The following is a 21,011-nucleotide window of genomic DNA, read 5'->3' as shown; positions in this document are numbered from 1 at the left end:
CTTTAATTACTTCTCCCGACCCCTAAAACCTATCTATCAGGCTGGATCAATCATTTGAATGCCATATTTCTCAAGAATGGCTGGCATTTTGGGTAGATCGTCAGGCATGGTTTGAATGTTTTCTGACATTTCCGTGAAAAATTCATCAACCGCACCACCCACGCTCCAGGCAAGAAATCGAATGCTTTGATCGGAATGGTTACTGTAGCCATGGATCGTATTTGCAGGGACATGGACAAAATCCCCTGGCTCAAGCATCCATTCCTGGTTATCTAATTGCATCGTCATTGTCCCTTCCAGCATAAAATAGCTTTCCTCCTCTTTGTCATGGGTATGAGGAGGTACAAAGCCACCGGGAGGAACCTCGACAGACATCACAGCCATACGATTAGCCGAGGATGCTGATTTTAGCTTGATGCAGACGCGATCGCTTAATACTTGTAGGGTTTGACCTTCTTGACTCCGTAATACTGTCATCTTCCATGTCCTCTCTAAAATCTGTGTTCATCAGGGGTGGAACTGTTGATAATACCAATTTGAATTGGCTTCGCTGCACATGATTCCGTAAGGGCGTTTCGCGAAACGCCCCTACCCACTGATCTGCCACAATCAAACATTAAATCGGTATAACGCTACGCTACTTCCTACTTACCTGCAAAGTAATGGCTAAAAACGTTGGAAAAAATTGACTTAGAATATCACTCTGCTACGTAGAAAACCTGAAGCATTGCTAGCCTAGAACCTCATATCACCTAGCATCCAACGCCAATCGATGGGATTCTCGCTGTACCTTAACCGAGAACTGAGTAACATAACAAAATTGTTTGATGCGAGGGGTCAACTGAGAAATCGGAGTAGCATGGTGTTACTGCATGTCTGGCTAGTTCTATGTCTCAAGAAACTCTGACCTCAGCAGATCTGGTGATTCCTGATATCAGCCACATTGTCACCGAAGACGATACCCCTGTGGATAACTTTCAGTCTGAGAAGCAACAACGGCTGCTCGTAGAACCGCTCTACAGTTCCCAAATTGTGCCTGCCCCATTCATCGCCGCAACAAACGTGGGCTTGTTCTATCCACTGAAACAGCCACCGATCGTGCCAGATGCGTTTTTGAGTTTGCGGGTGCAAGTACCCTCTGATTGGAGCCAAAAGCAAAACCGCTCCTACTTTGGCTGGGAGTTTGGCAAGATGCCGGAAGTTTGTATCGAAGTCATTTTCAATCGCGAAGGTGATGAACTGAACCGCAAAAAGCAGCTTTATGCCCAAATCGGGGTAGCTTATTATGTCGTGTTTGATCCTCTGCGGCAGTTGCAAGAACTACACCAGATGAATGGTTCACTGTTACGAGTGTGGACGTTGACGGGAGGGCAGTATGTCGAATTAACGACAGAACGAATTCTTAACGTGGCGCAATCGGTCTGGCTCGAAACGGTCGGTCTTGGCTTAACCCTCTGGGAAGGAGAATTTGAGGGAGTTGAAGGGTTATGGCTGCGCTGGTGTCAGCAGGATGGACGATTAATTCCTACAGGCAAGGAACGCGCTGATCAAGAACAACGACGCGCTGAGAAACTAGCAGAGCGGCTACGAGCGATGGACGTTGATCCTGATGAGGTGTAGGAGGAACAGCCCTAACTGCGATCGCCATGCGAATCACAATTGATCTAAATCTAGACTCTGACGTAGACCAGGAAAAATTATTCCAGGGGCTAGACACTTGGCAGCGATTGGGATTGTTATCTGACAAGCAGATTCGGCATCTGTGTCAAACCTATTTATCAGTCCCTCTTCCATCTATTTCTACCGACACTGACGCAACCCAAATTGCTCCAGGGACAACGACCGATTTTGTGGTGGCGACCCCGGAATCGGTCAGTCCTAAGCCAGCCTCAGCCCATCCTCCCAGAGTTCGTTCAGCGAGTCGTTCGCCCATCCCCCAACTGTTGCAATCCTTTGTGGCAGAGATCAGCGTCATCTGGTTGCTGTTTCTGGGAGTCTTTCTGGTTGTCGTGTCGTCGGGTGTTCTGGCGGCGACGCAGTGGCGCAACTTTCCCCCAGTTGGGCAATATGGCATTTTGTTCGCCTATACGCTTGCTTTCTGGGGTGTCAGTGTGTTGCTCGGACGACGAGAGCAACTGCGTCTGACCGCTCGCATGTTGTCGATCGCCACGTTGCTAATCATTCCGGTCAACTTTTGGATGATGGATGGCTTGCGAGTTGGGCAAAGCTTTCTTGGAGTGTTAATCGCGGCGATCGCCTCTGTAGTCCTGACCGTCATCACAATTCAGCTTTTGCGTCCAACTTCGATGTTGCTCATTGGCAATGCGATCGCCCTGAGTGTCTTGCATTGGGGCTGGGGTTGGTCGGTCGTGCCACTGATGGCAACCTATTTGGGCACCGTTGGAACAGCTTTTTGTTTGCTGCGATCGCAATCCTCAGAAGCATCTTCTGCTACCCCAGAAACCCCTCCTCCATTTCCCTTAGCCAGAATTGCCATCGCCTTTGCTGTTTTGCTGCTGATTGGTCGAGCTATCTTTGCTGGGCAGGTGCCTCCCAGCCAATTAGGATTGGCATTTGGCATTTGTGGTTGGTTGCTCAATCGGCTCTCCCGTCCCATGCCCAATCAACTCATTTTGGGACGGGTGGGAGCCGCATTGCTGGTGTTGGGTTGGCTAGTCTCCGTCAGCGAAGAACCTCCCTGGCAGGCGATCGCAGTCAGCGGTTTGGGTCTAGGGCTACTCTGGCGCAACCTGCAACGATTTTGGCGACGCAGTGAGTTAACTGCTCTGATATTCGTGGGCTTTCAGGCGTTTTGGTTGCTGTGGTTCGTGCTGCCGTTTAACTGGCGACAGGGCATCCTCATCGCGGCTAGTGCGATCGCCGACAATGTAACCGCCGCAGAATTAGCCAGTTTGGGTGGTTTTGTCTACGTCGTTGGCATGATTGGCTTTGCTATCTGGTTGCGACGACAGCAACACCCGCCGTTAGCAACGCATACCGAGATCATGGCGTTGATTTTAGGGAGCCTGATGGTGCTGCTGAGTTGGGCAGTGCCCCTGGTGCGATCGCTCAATTTGTTGATCGCAACCCTGAGTTTAGTAGCGGTGATTCGCGATCGCCCTGCGGGTCGATTTGGCGTCTACTTTACCCATGCAATCGGGCTGGCAGCGGTGCTCTCCTGGATCGATACGTTGTTCCCAGCTTTGAACGAAATCGGTGGAGCAGCCATCCTGTTAACGCTAATGGTAGGGGAATGGATTGTCAGCGTCTTGCCGATTGCGTTGCTGTGGCGACAAAGTGCCTGGTATGCGGGACTGATTTTAGCCGCACTGGCGTATCCATTACTTTGGGCAGGTGATCCCTCAACGTCTTGGAATCTGATCGGGTTAGCGGTTCCTATCATGCTGACGGTTGTGGCGGTTCGTCCATTAGCCGTACAGCCCCAAATCGCGGCATGGCTGACGGTTCCCGCGCTGGTCTTGCAGTTGTTTCTCCTCAATTCTCTGCCACCACAAATCATTACGTTTGGCGTTGGCACGCTATTACTCTGGGTCAACTCACGGCACTTGCGATCGCTCGTGTTGGCGATTCTCACGGTGGGTTTTGGGCTGGGCTTTATCAGCACCTGGATCTACCAGGAATTCTCTACCCAACTCACAGCACAGTGGGTGATGGTGATTATGGCAGGCTTGCTGACAGGCTTGTGGCTCCTGCGAGGTTGGCTCAAACGCCGTTCCACCCCCATGCATACGCTATATGCGATCGCCACAGATACATGGGCGATCGGGTTATGTAGTGTGCTGCTGCTGATCCTGACGTCCTACGCAGCTAGTTTCTACACGGAGTTTGAAACGGTCACAGGGCTGTTTGTCTGGGCAGCAGGGCTGACAACATTGGCGTTGGGCTATCGGCTCTGGCAACAATCCACCCAATTCGTGTTGTGGGGGTTGGCATGGGCAGTGGAGTTGTGGGTTGCGGGGGTGCTGCTGCTTGTCAATCCCTCTGCAACAGTTACGTCTCTGGCGATCGCCACGCTGGCATTGGGATTCGTCACCCAATTAGCCGGAGACGGGTGGGTGATATTTCGTCGAGATTCCTATCAAACCAGTTGGCACGCCATTCCCCTCACCTACGGCGTTTTGGGGCTGATTCTATCCCACTCCACCTACAGCGAATTCACCGGGCTCTATACCCTGGCGGCTGCTCTCATCTGGGTTGGGGTAGGACGACGACAACCATTTCTACAGCCGATCACCTATGTTGCACTGGCGGGCGTGTCGATCGCCTTGTATGAGTTGCTGGTTTATCAACTCCTGCAAGCCGAAGGAGGCAACGCAGGGGATGGCATTACTCTACTCGCAGGTTTAGCCCTGCTGATTGCGGTGGGCGATCGCCTCTTGAGTCGATGGCTGCTGCCCTATCTACATCTTGACCGCAAAGGATTGAGTACCATTGCTGACGTGCATTGGCTGCTCGGCAGTGGGTTAGCCCTCCTCGCGGTATTCTCCTCTTTGAGTGAAACCGGATTCTTCCTCTGGCTAAGTGTCTCAATCACCCTATCTGCCTACGCTCTGGCAAACGGCAACCGCTACTTTAGGACAGACACAATTGATCGCGTCTCTTCCCAATCTCTACACGCTAGTACAGACGCGATTAATCGCGTCCCTTCTCCCTCTACGATTAATCGCGTCCCTTCTCCCTCTACGATTAATCGCGCCCCTTCCCACTCCCCTTCTCCCGAAGCTTGGACATATGCAGGCATCATCGAAGCGACTCTTGTCATCGCCTATGCTCTTCATCGCCTGTTGCCTGATCCCCAGATTCTATTGACCTGGGGAGGGGCGATCGCTGCCGCTCTCTGTCTCCTCCTACATCCCTTACCGTGGGAGCGGTGGGGCTGGTCGCCTGATCCCTGGAAGCAGTCCACAGGAGCGATTCCAGCCATAACCACTGTTCTCACATTTTGGGGAATTGCCCTGCAAACACTCCTGATTGTGGGCGCGTTTTATGCCTGGTTAGCCAAAGCAAACGGGCAGTTGCGGCTCAGCTATGTCAGTGTTCTCCTCCTCGATTGGGCAGTGCTGCGATATCTCAACGAGCAGGGGTGGTCGGAACCGATATGGATCAGTACCGTGGTCGGTTGTTCAGTGCTCTATGTGGTGCAGATTGACCCGGAGTTGCAAGCGCAGGACGATCGCGAAAATCGACACTTGCTGCGGCTATTAGCAACGGGTCTGATCTGCCTGACCGCTCTATATCAAGCTGAGATCGAACCACAACCTACCGCGATCGTGTTTGCACTGCTCACATTAGGGCTGAGTGTCGGGCTGATTTTATTGGGGATCGTGCTGCGAGTGCGGGCATTTCTCTACGTCGGCACTGCCACATTTGTCATTCGAGTGTTGCGGCTGTTGTGGCTGTTTGTCAGCAATTACTCTGCGTTGCTGTGGGCAGTGGGCATTGTATTGGGGTTAATTTTCATTTGGATTGCGGCAACCTTTGAAGCCCGTCGCACTCAGGTCAATACCTTGATGCAAACCTGGACAGCTGAATTATCTGCCTGGGAATAGAAATTTGATGGGTGACTCCAATGGGTGAATCAACCGGGTAAATCTAACGTTAAGATAGTGTTTGGTTTGATAAAGATCGTGTTTGGTTGACGTTACCAACGGGAACTGCCTGTGCTGAGTACCCTGATTGCTGACTTTCGCATCATCTTTGATCGCGACCCTGCTGCCCGCAATTGGTTAGAGGTGTTATTTTGCTACCCTGGTCTTCAGGCGTTGCTGTTTCATCGTTTCGCTCACCAGCTTTATCGCTGGCGAATGCCATTTATTCCCCGTTTGATCTCTCACATCGCCCGCTTTCTCACAGGGATTGAGATTCACCCTGGCGCAGCGATCGGGTGTGGTGTTTTCATTGACCATGGTATGGGCGTTGTCATCGGAGAAACGGCGATCGTTGGCAACTATGCTCTGATTTATCAAGGGGTTACGCTCGGTGGAACGGGTAAACAGAGTGGCAAACGTCACCCTACCCTGGGCGAAAATGTAGTTGTCGGGGCTGGAGCCAAGGTTTTAGGCAATCTGCAAATTGGTGATAATGTTCGCATTGGGGCAGGCTCGGTTGTCTTGCGCGATGTACCTTCTGATTGCACCGTGGTCGGCGTACCCGGACGGATTGTTTACCGTTCTGGGGAGCGAGTCGGTCCCCTGGAACACGGCAGACTGCCTGACTCAGAGGCGCAGGTGATTCGCGCCTTGGTCGATCGCATCGAAGCACTGGAACAGCAGTTAAAGGTATTGCAACCTGCGAAGCCTCAGCCATTGCCTGAACCCATTCTGGTATCGGTTTCCGGTTCAGATGAAGCCGAAGCGATCGCCAATGAACCAGAATTCGATCACGCTACTGCCTGTCGTCTCCGTGACAAGGTCATTGAGGAATTTTTGAACGGCTCTGGCATCTAGAGCTAACCCACAAACGGTTTGTAGGTAACAGCTTCACCTATCTCGCCCTCCTGATTAGGTACGGTAGGGAGTTTGTGCCTGTAGGTTTCCTGTCGTGCGACTTGGGCAATTTTCGCGATCGCTGCCTCATAGGCACAATTCACCCAACCCCAATATGAAACCGTTCACCATTATCAACGGCACGTCGCAAAATCAACTCATACGCTCGCAAATCCCAAAAGCGAAGCTCAAAGCTATCTCCCCACTCCCTGCTCCCATCAAGGATTCACAGCATCTACCATCCACTCATTGTTAATCTGCCGATAAATAGAGCGGTTTTGCGGCTCGCCTCTCAACTCCAGATGATCCACCTGAATTGGGTCAAGCAGTACAAGCAAAAAATTGGACAGTGGACTGGAAGCGTCTGGGGATGGTGGCGTGAAGGGATCATCGGGTGAACGGAGTTTACCGGGATCAGCCCAGGCAAATTGTGTTCGTGCAGCATCTGACAATTCTTGCCATTGTCTCTGTCGTGCCTGACGCAGGGTTGCATCCGAGTTCTTCTCATCAATCAGGCTCAGTTGCCCCAGCAAACGAAACTGTTCGCGGGTATTGGGAAAGTACCAGCACACCTCACCCCAAGCGTTTTGCGGAATCTGTAAAGCTTTTTCGCTGCGATCGTCGGTGATGAATTTGAGTTGATTGGTGTTGTCTAAGAAACCTCGAAAGACCACGGTACGATTGGCGGGTCGTCCGTCCGATCGCACCGTTGCCAATTGCAGATACCGAGCATACACCAACGAACGGTTGCGATGAAGCGCACGAGCGATCGCCGACCGCCAGGGAGCTAACGTCACCGCCATTGACTACTGCTGTGCTCGTAGTGTGTAGTTGTAGCGGGCTCCTGAGTCAAAGGAGCCAACCCAGACCCGATAGGTTCCTGCGGACAAGCCACCCGCTTGAATGCTGGCATCTTTATTGCGCCCAGTGTCATCACCACACAAGATTCTACCGTCTGGTCCTTGAATCGCCAACGTCGTGTCATTGCCTCCACTGTCAACTTGGAGGGTGAGGCTACCAAAGTTTTGCTCTAACACCAACAGGTGATCAGGGGTGGAGGAGGCACTAAAGCCTAGGCACAGATTCCCACTACTGTCACGATTTGCCAAGGAGGACAGCGAAAACGACCCACCTGTATACCCTTGAGCCGCTCCTGCTGCTGCCGAAAATCCAGGGGCGATCGCGATTGAGTCAAAGTTAGCCGACTGTGCCAGCGCAGGCAATGCACCGACTCCAAGCAACACCGTAGCCGCAGCGATCGCACGAGCGTGTTGAGCAATTTTGTTAAAAGTTAACCGTAATGTCGTATTCATAGCCATATATAGGGGAATTCGATACAAGATTCATTCGACCCTGTATCTATTTTGACCAACTGGGTGATGGATGAGTTCCTCCAATGTGACACCTCGTAAACCGGGTTTTTCTGAACCTAATTCCTAATCAAAGCCCCTTTCCAATGCGGCTACCATGTTTATACAAGTCCTCTCAAACCCCTAAATCCCCCAAAATTGGGGGACTTTGAGTCCTCGCGGCATCTTGCCACGACTAGAAATACCCGTACTTAGAACCGATGCGAAGCGCACTTTTAGGTTAACCGAAACACCTTCTGCTAGGGGGTTTGGGGGAGGCAGTGGCGTCCTCCAATCGGGGGTTTGGGGGAGAGCCTGGTTTTCAAACTCATTGAAGTAACCAAGTGCCTCATTGAAAAACAGAGATGTGTATACACGGTAGCTTTAGCACGGACAGGGGCAAATTGGCTCAGAAATGAACTGGAACAATCTTCTAGCCCTTAGAACCGTCCGATGAGTGCCTCGACACACCGCTCACAGAGCAACGGATGATCTGCCGACTCACCGACATGAGTGGAGTAGTTCCAGCAGCGATCGCACTTTTTGCCCTCTGCTTCAACGACCCCGATCGCCAATCCCTCCGTTTTGGAGCTATATTTCACGCCATCCAAAGCAGCAGGGGAATCGAGCAATTCCACCTGAGAGGCAAGTAAGAGATAGCGCAACTCATCCACCCGATTACCACTGAGACTATCCGCAGGATTGAGCGATCGCAGCTTATTCTGCAATCCAGCATCCGCGACATAGAGCCGTACCTTTGCCTCCAGAGAAGACCCGATCGCCTTCTCGGCTCTAGCTTGCTCAAACACCTTGTTGACTTCTGTCCGAACCATACGCAGCTTTTGCCAGGTTGCTCCCAATTCTGGTTGTTTCCAACCGTCCTCCAGCTTTACCCAACCCGACTCAAACACGGATTTGTAGGGAGTTTGGTAGGGCAGATATTGCCAGATGTCTTCCGCTAAGTGAGACAGAACTGGGGCGATCGCCCGTGCCAGGTTTTCGATCGCCACTGATAACACCGTTTGGCAACTGCGTCGTCGGGCTGTATCCTCTGCGCTGATGTACAACCGATCCTTCGCAATATCCAGATAGAAGTTTGACAGATCCACCACGCAAAAGTTTTGGATGGTCTGGAAGAATCGGAAGAACTCAAACGTCTCAAATGCCTCCGTCACTTCAGCAAACACCTCCGTCATGCGGTATAGCATGTAGCGATCGAGTTCCGGCAATTGATCGTAGGGAACCGCATGTTGGGCTGGGTCAAAGTCATGCAAGTTACCCAACAGGAATCGAGCAGTATTGCGAATCTTGCGGTAGACATCCGACAACTGTTTGAGGATGCTCTTGCCCAACGGCACATCGGAGGAATAGTCCACCGAAGACACCCACAACCGCAGCACATCTGCACCATACGGTGGGTCTTCTTTCTGGTTCTTCCCTCCTTCGATCACCACTGCCGGATCAACCACGTTCCCCAGTGATTTGCTCATCTTGCGACCCTGCTCATCTAGCGCAAAGCCATGAGTCAACACCGTTTTGTAAGGTGCACAGCCATTGGTTGCCACGCTAGTCAACAGGCTGGATTGGAACCATCCCCGGTGCTGGTCTGATCCCTCCAAATACAAATCCACTGGATATTCCATCCCTTCGCGCTGCTTGGCGACGGCTGCCCACGATGAGCCAGAGTCAAACCAGACATCCATCGTATCCATTCCCTTGCGGTAGCTGTGCCCATTGTTGCGATAGGCTTCCGGCAACAGTTCCTCTACAGGCAACTCCCACCAGGCATCCGAGCCCTTTTCAGCGAAGATGCGCTGCACATGGGAAATAGTTTCCTCATTCAGCAAGGGCTCTCCGGTTGCCTCATCATAAAACACGGGGATCGGCACCCCCCAACTGCGCTGACGCGAGATACACCAGTCCGATCGCTCAGCCACCATCGCGGTAATCCGGTTTTCACCCTGTTCTGGAATCCAGCGGACTTGCTTAATTGCCTCCAACGCCTCTTCCCGGAAGCCTTCAACCGATGCAAACCACTGCTCTGTTGCACGAAAAATCGTGGGTTGTTTCGTCCGCCAATCATACGGGTAGCGGTGAACATAATCCTCTTCTTTGAGCAGCGATTTTGCCTCCGTTAACGCTTGAATGATGGCTGGATTAGCATCTTTCAAAACATTAAGTCCCTGAAAAGGTCCGGCTTCTTCGGTGAAAACGCCATTATCATCAACCGGAGACAAAACGGGCAAGTCGTACTGCATACCCACCCTAAAGTCGTCTTCGCCATGTCCGGGAGCCGTGTGAACCAGACCTGTACCCGACTCGGTTGTAACGTAATCGCCACCAATAACAATCGGGCTTTCGCGATCGAACAGTGGATGGCGGTACGTGGAATATTCCAGGTCTTTCCCAGACAAAGTTGCTTTAACCGTCAATCCGGTTGCGAAGACTTGGGACAACCGCTCTACTAAATCTTGCGCCACAATCAAGTAACGGAAGGGATGCGCTAGTTCTCCAAAACCTGCTACTTCAACAACGGCATAGGTCAGGTCTGGGTTCACAGCTACCGCCATGTTTGCCGGAATCGTCCAGGGAGTCGTCGTCCAGATGGCAACACCCAGTTCAGGCAAGTAGGCTTCTAGCGCAGGCTTGGCAGCATCCGACAGACTCACCATCGAAAACGCCGCATAGATGCTGCGAGAGGTGTGACCTTCTGGATATTCCAGTTCTGCCTCTGCTAGAGCCGTCTTAGAACTGGGACTCCAGTGAACAGGTTTTAGCCCCCGATAGATGTAGCCCTTCAGCACCATTTGCCCAAACACACCAATTTGAGCCGCTTCATAGTCAGATGTCAGGGTGAGATAGGGGTGTTCCCAATCGCCCCAGATGCCATACCGCTTGAAGCTCTCTGCCTGTTGCTGTTGCTGCTCCAGTGCCCAGGTTTTAGCCCGTCGTCGCAACTCGATCGGGGTTAACTTTTCCCGCTCGGCAGGCTTCATGGCTTGCAACACCTTCAACTCAATGGGTAGCCCATGGCAGTCCCAACCGGGGACGTAGCGTACTCTACGCCCCTGCAAGAGCTGGTATTTGTTAATAATGTCCTTCAGGGTTTTGTTGAGAGCGTGACCAATATGTAAGGGACCGTTGGCGTAGGGAGGTCCGTCATGGAGAATAAACGGTTCTTTAGGGTTAGTTTGTGACAATTTTTCGTAAATCTGATTGTCACGCCAAAACGTTTGCAGTTCTGGCTCCCGCTTTACTGCATTTGCCCGCATATCAAAGGCAGTTTTGGGCAAATTAACCGTATCTTTATAGCTTCCTGGTTCTGTCACGATCGCCAATTAAGGGTGAAGGATATCAAGGATTGTATCGAACCATTATCAGTCACAACTTCCCTTTGCTTCAAGGTCATACCTCGATTTGCTAGCACTCTTGCAGTTGGAGATGAAATTTGTCCTAATTTCTCTACCCAATGCGAAGAAATGGTTACGGTTGTAACACTACTGTTGCCGCTCACCCTGCCAAAGCTGTTATAAAACGGAAGGTTACGATCCGGCGTTGTTCGTCATCCGATTGCTTCAGTCTAACAATTTCGAGGCGATCGCTTTGCGAATTCCATTTGACCCCTGTTCAAGCTCAAACTTTGATTGATCACCACTGTCAATTCCAACCGTACTCAGTTCTATCAACTCATTTAATTTAAGGAGTAATCCAAGGTGTTATTTAGTGGCGATTACCCTGGAGGGGCAACAGCTTCGCACCGCCAACTAGCTCAAACTGACCTGAGAAATGCAGTTTACGCAATGGCACCGTCTCGTTCTGGTCAGTTGCATTCCGCCTTTGCTGCCCCTCGCTCCGCTACAGCCCAATCCCTGAGACATGCTGCTTTAAAGACACAGTCGGATATTCGTCCCACAACGCCCCTCAGACCCACACGCGTTTTGCGGGGCAATCAGCAGTTGCGGGGCAGCTTGAGCACATCCGATCGCCTTAATCCACTGGGTGAGGGCATCGACCTCTTCTCAGATGACTATCGGTTGACCCGTGTAAAAGCAGGGCAGCAAGTTCACGTTCGCTTGAGTACGCCCGACTTTACCCCAACCTTACAACTGATCAACGCCCGGACAGGGCGACTCATTCGCTCAAGTGGGGTTGCTTTAACATTCACGGTTCGTCCCGGAGTACGCTATCTAGTGCGAGTCACCAGTGCCTTCACCCGCGAGATTGGCGACTATCGACTCAGCACAGAACGGTTTACCCCTCGGTCTACACAACAGTTCAACTTCTTTTGGGGGCACGGGTTGATCAATGCCACGGCTGCCGTTGCACGTGCCGCAGGCAAAAGTGAATTTCCAGACGTGACCAACCTGGATGGGACTCGCTGGGGACTCGATTTAATCAAAGCACCGGAAGTATGGGCACAGGGCTTTACCGGACAGGGTGTTACCGTTGCTGTTTTAGATGAGGGTGTGGACTATAGTCATCCTGCCTTGAGCAACAACATTTGGAACAATGCTGACGAAATTCCGGATAACGGTGTGGACGACGATCGCAACGGGTTTGTAGACGATGTGCGGGGTTGGAACTTCATCGATAACAATAACGATCCTGATGATCTGGGCGGACACGGCACCCACGTAGCCGGAACGATCGCCGCTTCCAAGGAAGGTTTAGGGGTGACAGGTGTTGCCTATAACGCCCGCATCATGCCTGTTCGTGTCTTGAGCAGCGAAGGCGGTACGGATGATGGCGTAGCTCAGGGCATCCGTTATGCGGTTGAAAATGGAGCAGACGTGATCAACATGAGCCTGGGACGCTTTACAGGTGGACCCCTCAGCCCTAACGTGCAGGCGGCTCTGAGACTGGCACGGCAGAAGGGCGTAGTGGTCGTGGTGGCTGCCGGGAATGAGCGTCAAGCTCTGGGGGCAACGCGATCGCAAAAATACACAACCTTCATTGGTGCAAACCGTCTGGGCATCTCCGTTGGCTCCGTCACCAGTCGGCGACAGGTCAATAGCTTCTCAAACCCCGCTGGCAACAGCCCATCTGCCTTCTTTGTGGCTCCGGGTTTTGATATTCGATCGACTATCCCCGGCAACAGCTACTTCTACGACAGCGGCACCTCCATGGCAACTCCCCACGTTGCCGGAGTCGTAGCACTGATGCTCAGCGCAAACCCCGATCTCACCCCCACTCAAATTGAAGACATCCTGGCAGCAACGGCTGACCGGGGCTTGAGCCTGGTGCTGTAGAAAAAAGAAACGCGAAAAAAGAAGGAAGAGAAACGAAAATAGGTAGTCCTAGTTTAGGCAAGGCTGGGGAATAATCAGGTGAGAGTGTGAGAGTAAGCCTTTCACGCCCTCCCACCATCCCATCATCCTGCCTCTCTAGCACTACCCGAAAATATAGCTTTGGTCAAAAAGCTTAAGGCAAAGCCAATATCTCAAACCCTGGTGCTGGGAAAGCTTCCTGACTTGCCTCCGCCCTGTCGAATGTGGCTACGGCTATAAAACGCAATGTGGGGAATTTGGAAGAACCATTCCCTACTCCCCATTCCCCACTTCTCACCTGTTATCGCGGCAATCCCCAGAAGTTAATTCGCTCGATCAACCACCCACTCTCATACCACTGGGCGATCGCATCATTCACTTGCTGCCTGAGTGGGTCATATTGCAACCCCCTGGGCATAGCAACACAAAGCGTTTCTGCTGAGATCAGCGTGGGTAATAGGCGATAGCCGGGATATTGCTGCACCCATCCGGTCAACACACTCGCATCTGCCGCAAAGGTATCGACCTGTCTCGACTCCAGCAGTTCCAGTGCAGCCTGGTAGGAGTCAACCCCTACCAACTCCGCTAACGGAAGGAGCGATCGCACACTGGGAATCGAGGTAGATCCATTCAACACCGCAATGCGCTGTCTGCCCAGGTCAGAAATATCTTGTACAGAGGGATCACGGGTAACAAACGCCGTGCCATCGACGTAATAAGGCAAACTAAAATCCACCAGACGAGCACGCGACCCAGTCACGCCCATTCTGGCAATCACCAGATCCACCTCCCCCTCCAACAAGCTAGAGAGCCGTTCTTGATTGCTGACTGGCACAAACGTAATGGCATCCGATTGCCCCAATAACGCTTCGGCTAAGCGGCGGGCAATATCAATTTCCAGACCTTCGAGTTGTCCGGATTCGCCTCGAAACCCCAACGGACGCAGGTTATCCTTCACCGCTACGATCAGATAACCCCGTTCGCGAATTTCCTCCAGTTCTGCTGCCTGGACAGGAGCACCCGTCACGGGTGTTAAACTGACCGTCAGCGTGAGCCAACCAATTGCAGCATATCTGGCAACATGCTTAGTACAACTCGTCGTAAATAGGGGTGGGAATTTGGGTTGCAGGGGTGGAACCCCTGGCTGGGGACGCAGCCCCCCCATACCCCTGATTTTCTTTCCAAACCCTATCTGTGAATAGCCGTACTTAGCAAAATTAGGGGCATGACTACGCCACACCCCTAACATTGATTTCAGTTTGCAATTGAGCATGGACGTTCTAAACCTGAATGAAATGGATTAGATACGTCGAATAGCTTATCTTGCTTGACGAGCAACTTCCACTACTTTGCCAAAACCTGCGGGATCGAGCACCGCCATTTGTGCCAACATCTTGCGATTAATCAGCACATTTGCCTTTTTCAAGTTGCCGAGCAATTGGCTGTAGCTCATACCGTGCTGACGTGCAGCGGCGTTAATCCGAGCAATCCAGAGGCGACGAAAATCACGCTTCCGCTTGCGGCGATCGCGATAGGCATTCCGCAATGCCTTCATTACCTGCTGGTTAGCCGTCCGAAAGAGCCGAGAGTGAGAACCCCGGAACCCTTTTGCTAATTTGAGAATTTTTTTGCGGCGTTTGCGTGCGACGTTGCCGCGCTTAACCCGAGTCATTTGAGCACTTCCTTGTTAATCAATACACTACAGCGAACCGTCAAAGGGCACTGCGTCCCAATCATTTGCGAAGAAGCTTGCAGAAAAACCTACAAGTAGGGGAGCATCAGCTCTACATTCTCAGCATCGCGTTCGTGTACCAAGGCGGGTTGGGCAAGGCGACGCTTGCGAGTGGAGGTCTTGTGCTGCAATAGGTGATTCCGGAATGCTTTGCGGCGCATAATTTTACCGCTTCCGCTACGACGGAACCGCTTAGCAGCAGCCTTGCGAGTTTTTAGTTTGGGCATGATCGTGCCTTCGTTTGTCCTAAATTGACACAGTCTATAATCTTACTGCTAATTCATCCAATCTCGCAACTCATCCTATGGACAGCAACCCATCACTCGATGGCAAACCTCCCCGTCCTGTCTTTGACACCCCCGACAATTCAATCTTTGCCTTTCCGCCCAATCGCGACACCCTGGGCGCGACTGCCTATCTGGTCAAAGCCCAGCCAGAAGCACCGTCAGATAATTTATTGATCGACTGTCCTCCCTGGGATGCCGTGACCCGCACTTTTCTACACGAACAGGGTGGCATTCGCTGGTTATTCATCACCCATCGAGGCGGCATCGGCAAAGTCCGTCCAATTCAGGAGGAGTTTGGCTGTGAGGTGGTCATCCAGGAGCAAGAGGCATACTTGCTGCCAGAGGTGAAAGTCACTGCGTTTCAGCAGACCTTCGAGTTTAACCGGATGTGTCATGCCTTCTGGACATCCGGTCATTCACCCGGTTCCTCTTGTTTGTATTACAGCAGCTTTGGGGGAGTGTTGTTTTCGGGGCGACACCTGCTGCCTGACCAAAAAGGTGATCCAGTGCCACTGCGGTTTGCCAAAACCTTCCACTGGAGACGACAGATTCAAAGCATTCAGCGATCGCTCCAGGAATTTAGCCCAGAAACCCTGAGTTATATTTGCCCTGGTGCCAACACGGGCTTTTTACGAGGTCAACGAGCCATTGATCGAGCCTATCAACGCTTGACTCAATTAGATCTGGAGCAGTGTTTACAAACTGAAGCCGTGTTGTGACCGTGTTGTAACAGAATGGTGTAGTCGGAGGTTAACTGGGCATTCTATGGGATATTCCGTGATCTTTTCACCGTGTATTCACTTGTAGTAATGCTCTCCTGTTGCCATGATATTGACCGTCGATTTGCAATCTGATTCTGCTGCACCGACCGATACTTCTGAGTTGGGGGTCATAGACATGCAAACCGATTCCTTTGTTGAGGGATCTCTACAACCTGCTGTTCCGGCACCCCCGCTCTTTAATGCAGCGGCGATTCGTCAAACGTTAATTCAACTGGTAGATGTGGCGCAACCCGCGACAATGGCTGCCACTCCTGAAACCGTGTTAGGCGCAATGCAGCGATTGGTGGATGTCATTGGTGAATTGCGATCGCCCCACAGTGGATGGTCTGCCGATCTTCCCCAGACTCCAGAAAATCTGTTTCCCTACGTCACTGAAGAAGCGTATGACCTGCTGGATGCGTTGCAACAGCAATCGATTCAACCCACACCTCATGCTACAGATGCCACTCCTGCGATCGCTCAGTTTTTGCAGCAGGACTACTGTTCCATCACTGACCTGACTCCCTGGTTGTTGTGGGCGATCGCCCGTAGCAGTTATGAAGTGATGCAGCTCATGGAAGGAGTCGAGGTGCAGATTGCTCAGCCCGATCAAGAGTGGCAAACAGGTATATTGCGATTGGCGATCGCTCTGCAATTTGATAGCCCCGATTTGAATTGGGCGTTAGATCTCGTGACACTTCAACCCTGCCAACCTCACCTGTCACCAGACGCTCAAATTCAAAGTACAACCCTCAGCCCCAGTTCCCCGCTTGTGGCAGGAGAACTTGTGCAGCAAGTGATGCAACAGATCCAACGAGCTACTCCAGTGCTTTGCCCCTTTGTGACAGGTATCCAGACGACGCTGTTAATGCCGCAAGACGACTGGCAAGCAGGTCTGTTGCAACTGCAATTCGGGTTAGAGTTCATGCCCACCGTAGGCACCTCCAAGTCATCTCAAGACACGGCTCTGAACTCCTCATCGGCAACACCAGATGAGCAAACAGACAGTCCTGAATCTGAGCCACCTGTGCCATCCTCTTCCACAAATTCACTCAAGCCGCTGATCCAATTCACAGATACCAACTGGTCTAGCCAATATTCAGCGATCGTCAATCAACAACATTTAGACGCTATCCTGACTCACCTACAAACCTCACGTACCCATGACGCGGTTCATCTGTCCCCTACTTCATCGATTGCAGATGTTGTGGAAGCTGGTTTAATCATCACCAACCAGTTACACCAATCTTCTACGCTTGCCAGTCGCAACATTCCTCACCAGATCTGGGGATTAAGCCAGTTAAATTTGCGGCTGCTCTGGTGTGTTAGCCGAGGAGCACATGAGATTATGCAACTGATGGCAGGCATTGCAGCCCAGGTATTGCAACCTACGCAATCGTGGCAAACCGGGACTTTACGTCTGGCGGTCAACCTGAAATTGCAAACTCCTGAGCTCGATTGGCAACTGGATCTGGTGACAGGACGAACCTCTCCTGTGAATTCTCAATTTCTGGCAGAGGATGCGATCGCGCAATCCCATCAAACCCAGTGGTGCCAACATCCTACACTGGTTCAACGACTCACTCATCAGGTAATGCATGATATTCAGCACGCTACCCCTGAAATTCAACTCCTGCTGGATGGCACTGACATTAACCTGCAACAGGGTGATGAACCCTGGCAACCCGGCACACTGCAATTGATCACAGGGTTTGAGTTTGTCCCTGATAGACCAGCGGTGTAAGCCTTCGCTCTAACCCACCCGCTGAAGTGCGGTTGATGGGATGAAGTTTGCTGAAGCAGACTGGCAGTCACTTTCAGTATTATCTGTAAATCTTGAACGACATCCCCAATCTATGTGTAGAATAGAGAACCTTGGGCGATTAGCACAGTGGTAGCGCACTTCCTTCACACGGAAGGGGTCACTGGTTCGAATCCAGTATCGCCCATACAAAGTAATCTATTGGCTTGTTGTAAATGGTAGCGAATTGAGCAAGCTCTACAACATCGACACGCCTCTCTCCAGATTCGCATTTAGAGACATACGGCTGTGGTTGCCCTAATCGCTTGGCTACTTCTGCTTGTGTCAATCCTGCTTCAAGCCTTGCCGATCGCAACCGCTTCAAGAATTCCTGGTATTCCTCTGAATGTGTTGAAGCTCCCATAGGGGAAGCCTACATTCTATTTTGGGATATACCAAAATCGTATATTGACTCCTACCTTGCTCTGAGTTAATTTCTAAACAGTCCAAAACAAAGCGTTCCTTGAGGATGCGGCAACACCCACAAGGAACTAACCCCCAAACTGGTCTAGGCAGTCGGGAGGCTAGAAGGATTTTACACTCCACTAGCCACTCCTACTTGTCATGCGTTCGGGTGGCTGAGTTTGGATAGTTAAACTATCTGGAGTGTCAGAATTATGACAACTGAGCAAACGTTTTTAGACTTACGCGATCAAGCCAATCCTGATTTGCTGCGTGTGATCGCTGTAGGGTCTGCAAGGGTGGTTGAGAACTACATTATGGTTCAGTATCAGTTAGGCTACGCTGAACCGTTTGAATGGTCTAGACCTCTACCTACAGTCAATCCTGATGAGGTGATGCGGATTTTGACTAAACGGATTAATCAAGTTGGATAGCTTACCTAGTTAAGTTTGAGCAATTTTGAACCCGGTAGAGATATCGGGTTTTCTTTTTAATTGATGGCGATCGCATCATTCCTGGCTTATGCCGGGAGTTTTTACCCTCACCTCGAATTTTTCCTGGTAACTGTAGGAAATTGAGTAGATAGGTATAGGGTTGCACAACGCAAAAGACCACTATAGATTGCAAGATTTTCTCTGGGAATACTGAAATAGGTATCCTACCGTTCGCTACACTGCAAACTCTATTCTTATGACACAACCTAATCTGCTAGAACTCGCTAAGCAAGGCAACCCCAAGGCGATCGCAGCTCTGATGAATCGCCAACTGCAACCCAAAGGCATCACTGCCAAAGTTGCTCTTAAGGATCATTATTTGCAGATTTTATTAGAAGCAGCAAAACTTCCATCAAAGCAAGCTTGTATCACCTTTATTCAAGACGGCTTAAACAAACTGGGCATTACGGAAATCGACAAGGCAAAAGTATATGGTAAGCAAATAGGTGAAGATTTCCCAGAGTGGCATCAAGAGATTATCTTAATCTCAAGTGGAAGTAAGACATCCAGTGATTCTCATGGCTCCGCTTCACATGAGATAGATACAGTTTTATCCAAGGATATAAATTCAGGTGTAGAAGCAGACATAGAACAAATCTCGAATCAAATTTATGAAACACTGAGAGCCAGTTTTAATGAACCTATTCTTAATAGACTTGAAGAGGAAGATGAAAAAACCATTCATGAAGTCGCAGAAGACTTTTTAGATGATTTAGAAATTGATTTAAGAGCAGTTTTTAGTAAGTTGGAAAATAAAATAACAACCTTGGTAGATACGTTTAATTTTGAGCTTGATAGAAATAAAATTTCTGCTCTTTTCTTTGGAATTTCTAGTAGTGATTTTTCGGGTGTAAATTCAGCCATTAAGCAACTTCATAAAGCCACGCAGAATTTATTAGAAACTGATTTTTCAGAAAAAGATACATTAATTGAGGTAGGCAAAGGTGCATTCAATAACTTTATACGAGGTGGAGGTCTTATTGGAGCAGCAATAGGTGGTGTAAATGTTTTTTTTGATAGTGATAAACAAAAGCAAGAGAATCAAATAATTCTTGAGAAATATGAAAAAGCTAGAGAGAAGGTCTATCAAGAGTGGGAGTCTGTAAGAAGAGTTGCATATGATATGATTTCTCAGCTAATTCTTCAAGCTCAAAATATTCAATTAACTTCTTACTCAATCCTTCACCAGGCAGAAGATTTATGTAAGAAGTCTATTGAGTATTTATGGAACAAGAATTATAAAGAAGCAATTACAAGTTGCGATCGCGCAATTGAACTTAATCCTATCTCTGCAATTGCTTGGAACTTGAAAGGATATGCATTGTATGAATTGAATTCTTATAGAGAAGCAATTCAATCCTTTAATAAAGCAATTTATATTGATAGAAGCTATCTTGAAGCGTGGCAAAATAAAGGGAATGCGTTGCAAAAGTTAGGGCAGCATGAAGAAGCTATTTTGTCCTATGATCATACAATTCAAATTAGTTCTCATAATTATTCTGCTTGGCTTAGTAAGAGCCAATCGTTATGTGAATTAGGACGTTACGATGAAGCAGTTAAAGCATGTGATATAGCTGTTACACTTGATTCTGAAAACTTTGAGGCATGGTATACAAAAGCTACATGTGCAGCATTAATTGAGGATTTAGATCAAGTACTCACGAGCTTAAAGAATGCATTAAATCTAAATCTTAAGGAAACACAAGAAAAGATTCAAAATGATGCTCGATTTGGCTGCATTCGCGAGAATGACAAATTCAAAGCTTTAGTAGAAGATTCTTCTGTTGGTATAGACTTTAGTGAATTGAGAAAATTTTTATCAGAAAAGGATTGGAAAAAAGCTGATAAAGAAACAGCTAAAATTATGTGCGAAGCAGCACGACTTTCAGTCTTAAAGTTTTTAGAAGATGCAGATGATGCAGATGATCTTGTTAAGAGGATGATTGAAATAGATGTTTCCATTGAAGAAGATGAACCATTATCTGAATTACATGACTCTATTATTAAATTTATCCCTCGCACTGATCTAAACACACTCGATAAACTATGGATTGAACATAGTAATTCTAAATTTGGCTTTAGTGTTCAGAGAAAAATTTACCGCCAACTAGGTGATGAGGATACTTGGGATATCCGAGATAAATTTGGTAATCAAACTGGGTGGCGAATTCGTGACAAAGATGGAAACTATAATTGGCGACGTTCTGATCGGTTTGAGTATGACTTTGAAAAAGCCCCGGAAGGACATCTTCCTAGTTGTCTTTGGGCAGGTAAAGAAGATGGATGGTTCAGCTCAAATCGTCGCGATCGGCTAGTTAAGTTGTTTGCTCATATGGATGATCATTCAATCGCGAATATTAATGTTTAACCCTTCTATAAAAGTTATCCTAATTATTTAATACGTCCAACCGC

17 protein-coding genes and 1 tRNA gene are annotated in these 21,011 nt (G+C 49.7%); 9 read left to right on the top strand and 9 right to left on the bottom strand.

Annotated elements, in window-relative coordinates; translation table 11 throughout:
- Nucleotides 1-36 precede the first annotated feature (36 nt).
- Nucleotides 37-477, bottom strand: coding sequence for a quercetin 2,3-dioxygenase (locus H6G89_RS35625; protein WP_190504606.1), 441 nt, complete (start codon nt 475-477; stop codon nt 37-39).
- Between the two features lie 411 nt (nt 478-888).
- Between H6G89_RS35625 and H6G89_RS07095 the strand changes: the two genes are divergently transcribed.
- The 3 genes from H6G89_RS07095 to cysE all read left to right on the top strand — a co-directional run bounded on the left by H6G89_RS07095 (nt 889) and on the right by cysE (nt 6,467).
- The gene (locus H6G89_RS07095; protein ID WP_190504605.1) at nt 889-1,620 is read left to right on the top strand and encodes a Uma2 family endonuclease; all 732 of its coding nucleotides are present in this window, start codon (nt 889-891) and stop codon (nt 1,618-1,620) included.
- Between the two features lie 26 nt (nt 1,621-1,646).
- Nucleotides 1,647-5,570: a hypothetical protein gene (locus H6G89_RS07090; RefSeq protein ID WP_190504604.1), complete on the top strand. Its 3,924-nt coding sequence runs from the start codon at nt 1,647-1,649 to the stop codon at nt 5,568-5,570.
- Between the two features lie 111 nt (nt 5,571-5,681).
- On the top strand, nt 5,682-6,467 hold the full coding sequence (gene cysE / locus H6G89_RS07085; protein ID WP_190504603.1) for a serine O-acetyltransferase: 786 nt from the start codon (nt 5,682-5,684) through the stop codon (nt 6,465-6,467).
- A 2-nt stretch (nt 6,468-6,469) separates the two neighbouring features.
- Here cysE and H6G89_RS07080 read toward each other — a convergent pair whose 3' ends face one another.
- The 4 genes from H6G89_RS07080 to ileS form a co-directional block, all read right to left on the bottom strand.
- Nucleotides 6,470-6,610, bottom strand: a complete 141-nt coding sequence (locus H6G89_RS07080; protein ID WP_190504602.1) for a hypothetical protein — start codon at nt 6,608-6,610, stop codon at nt 6,470-6,472.
- Between the two features lie 114 nt (nt 6,611-6,724).
- A complete protein-coding gene (locus H6G89_RS07075; protein WP_190504850.1) occupies nt 6,725-7,303 on the bottom strand; it encodes an Npun_F5749 family FMN-dependent PPOX-type flavoprotein in 579 nt (192 codons plus the stop codon).
- A 9-nt stretch (nt 7,304-7,312) separates the two neighbouring features.
- Complete coding sequence (locus H6G89_RS07070; protein ID WP_242059848.1) at nt 7,313-7,819, bottom strand: hypothetical protein; 507 nt, start codon at nt 7,817-7,819, stop codon at nt 7,313-7,315.
- Between the two features lie 476 nt (nt 7,820-8,295).
- Entirely contained in the window at nt 8,296-11,184 is a 2,889-nt protein-coding gene (gene ileS, locus H6G89_RS07065) for an isoleucine--tRNA ligase (protein WP_190504601.1), read from the bottom strand.
- A 384-nt stretch (nt 11,185-11,568) separates the two neighbouring features.
- Between ileS and H6G89_RS07060 the strand changes: the two genes are divergently transcribed.
- A complete protein-coding gene (locus H6G89_RS07060) occupies nt 11,569-13,104 on the top strand; it encodes a S8 family peptidase (protein WP_190504600.1) in 1,536 nt (511 codons plus the stop codon).
- A gap of 319 nt (nt 13,105-13,423) precedes the next feature.
- Here the strand turns inward: H6G89_RS07060 and H6G89_RS07055 are convergent, their stop codons facing one another.
- The 3 genes from H6G89_RS07055 to rpmI all read right to left on the bottom strand — a co-directional run bounded on the left by H6G89_RS07055 (nt 13,424) and on the right by rpmI (nt 15,081).
- The gene (locus tag H6G89_RS07055; protein ID WP_242059847.1) at nt 13,424-14,395 is read right to left on the bottom strand and encodes a transporter substrate-binding domain-containing protein; all 972 of its coding nucleotides are present in this window, start codon (nt 14,393-14,395) and stop codon (nt 13,424-13,426) included.
- A 45-nt stretch (nt 14,396-14,440) separates the two neighbouring features.
- On the bottom strand, nt 14,441-14,794 hold the full coding sequence (gene rplT / locus H6G89_RS07050) for a 50S ribosomal protein L20 (RefSeq protein WP_190504599.1): 354 nt from the start codon (nt 14,792-14,794) through the stop codon (nt 14,441-14,443).
- A gap of 89 nt (nt 14,795-14,883) precedes the next feature.
- On the bottom strand, nt 14,884-15,081 hold the full coding sequence (rpmI, locus tag H6G89_RS07045; RefSeq protein ID WP_190504598.1) for a 50S ribosomal protein L35: 198 nt from the start codon (nt 15,079-15,081) through the stop codon (nt 14,884-14,886).
- Between the two features lie 77 nt (nt 15,082-15,158).
- Between rpmI and H6G89_RS07040 the strand changes: the two genes are divergently transcribed.
- The 3 genes from H6G89_RS07040 to H6G89_RS07030 all read left to right on the top strand — a co-directional run bounded on the left by H6G89_RS07040 (nt 15,159) and on the right by H6G89_RS07030 (nt 17,851).
- Nucleotides 15,159-15,860, top strand: a complete 702-nt coding sequence (locus tag H6G89_RS07040; RefSeq protein WP_190504597.1) for an MBL fold metallo-hydrolase — start codon at nt 15,159-15,161, stop codon at nt 15,858-15,860.
- Nucleotides 15,861-15,966: 106 nt separating this feature from the next.
- The gene (locus H6G89_RS07035) at nt 15,967-17,646 is read left to right on the top strand and encodes a hypothetical protein (protein WP_190504596.1); all 1,680 of its coding nucleotides are present in this window, start codon (nt 15,967-15,969) and stop codon (nt 17,644-17,646) included.
- Nucleotides 17,647-17,779: 133 nt separating this feature from the next.
- Nucleotides 17,780-17,851 (top strand) — tRNA-Val (locus H6G89_RS07030).
- Here the strand turns inward: H6G89_RS07030 and H6G89_RS07025 are convergent.
- Nucleotides 17,825-18,067, bottom strand: a complete 243-nt coding sequence (locus tag H6G89_RS07025) for a helix-turn-helix domain-containing protein (protein ID WP_190504595.1) — start codon at nt 18,065-18,067, stop codon at nt 17,825-17,827. The genes H6G89_RS07030 and H6G89_RS07025 overlap by 27 nt on opposite strands.
- A gap of 253 nt (nt 18,068-18,320) precedes the next feature.
- Between H6G89_RS07025 and H6G89_RS07020 the strand changes: the two genes are divergently transcribed.
- On the top strand, nt 18,321-18,539 hold the full coding sequence (locus H6G89_RS07020) for a hypothetical protein (RefSeq protein ID WP_190504594.1): 219 nt from the start codon (nt 18,321-18,323) through the stop codon (nt 18,537-18,539).
- 256 nt (nt 18,540-18,795) lie between these two features.
- Nucleotides 18,796-20,967: a GUN4 domain-containing protein gene (locus H6G89_RS07015; protein ID WP_190504593.1), complete on the top strand. Its 2,172-nt coding sequence runs from the start codon at nt 18,796-18,798 to the stop codon at nt 20,965-20,967.
- The last annotated feature ends 44 nt before the right edge of the window (nt 20,968-21,011 follow it).

It is taken from the genome of Oscillatoria sp. FACHB-1407 (genome assembly GCF_014697545.1).
In the GTDB taxonomy this organism is placed as follows: Bacteria; Cyanobacteriota; Cyanobacteriia; order Elainellales; family Elainellaceae; genus FACHB-1407.
Note: the sequence above shows the minus strand (reverse complement) of the source record. Positions and strands in the feature narration are given on the sequence as shown.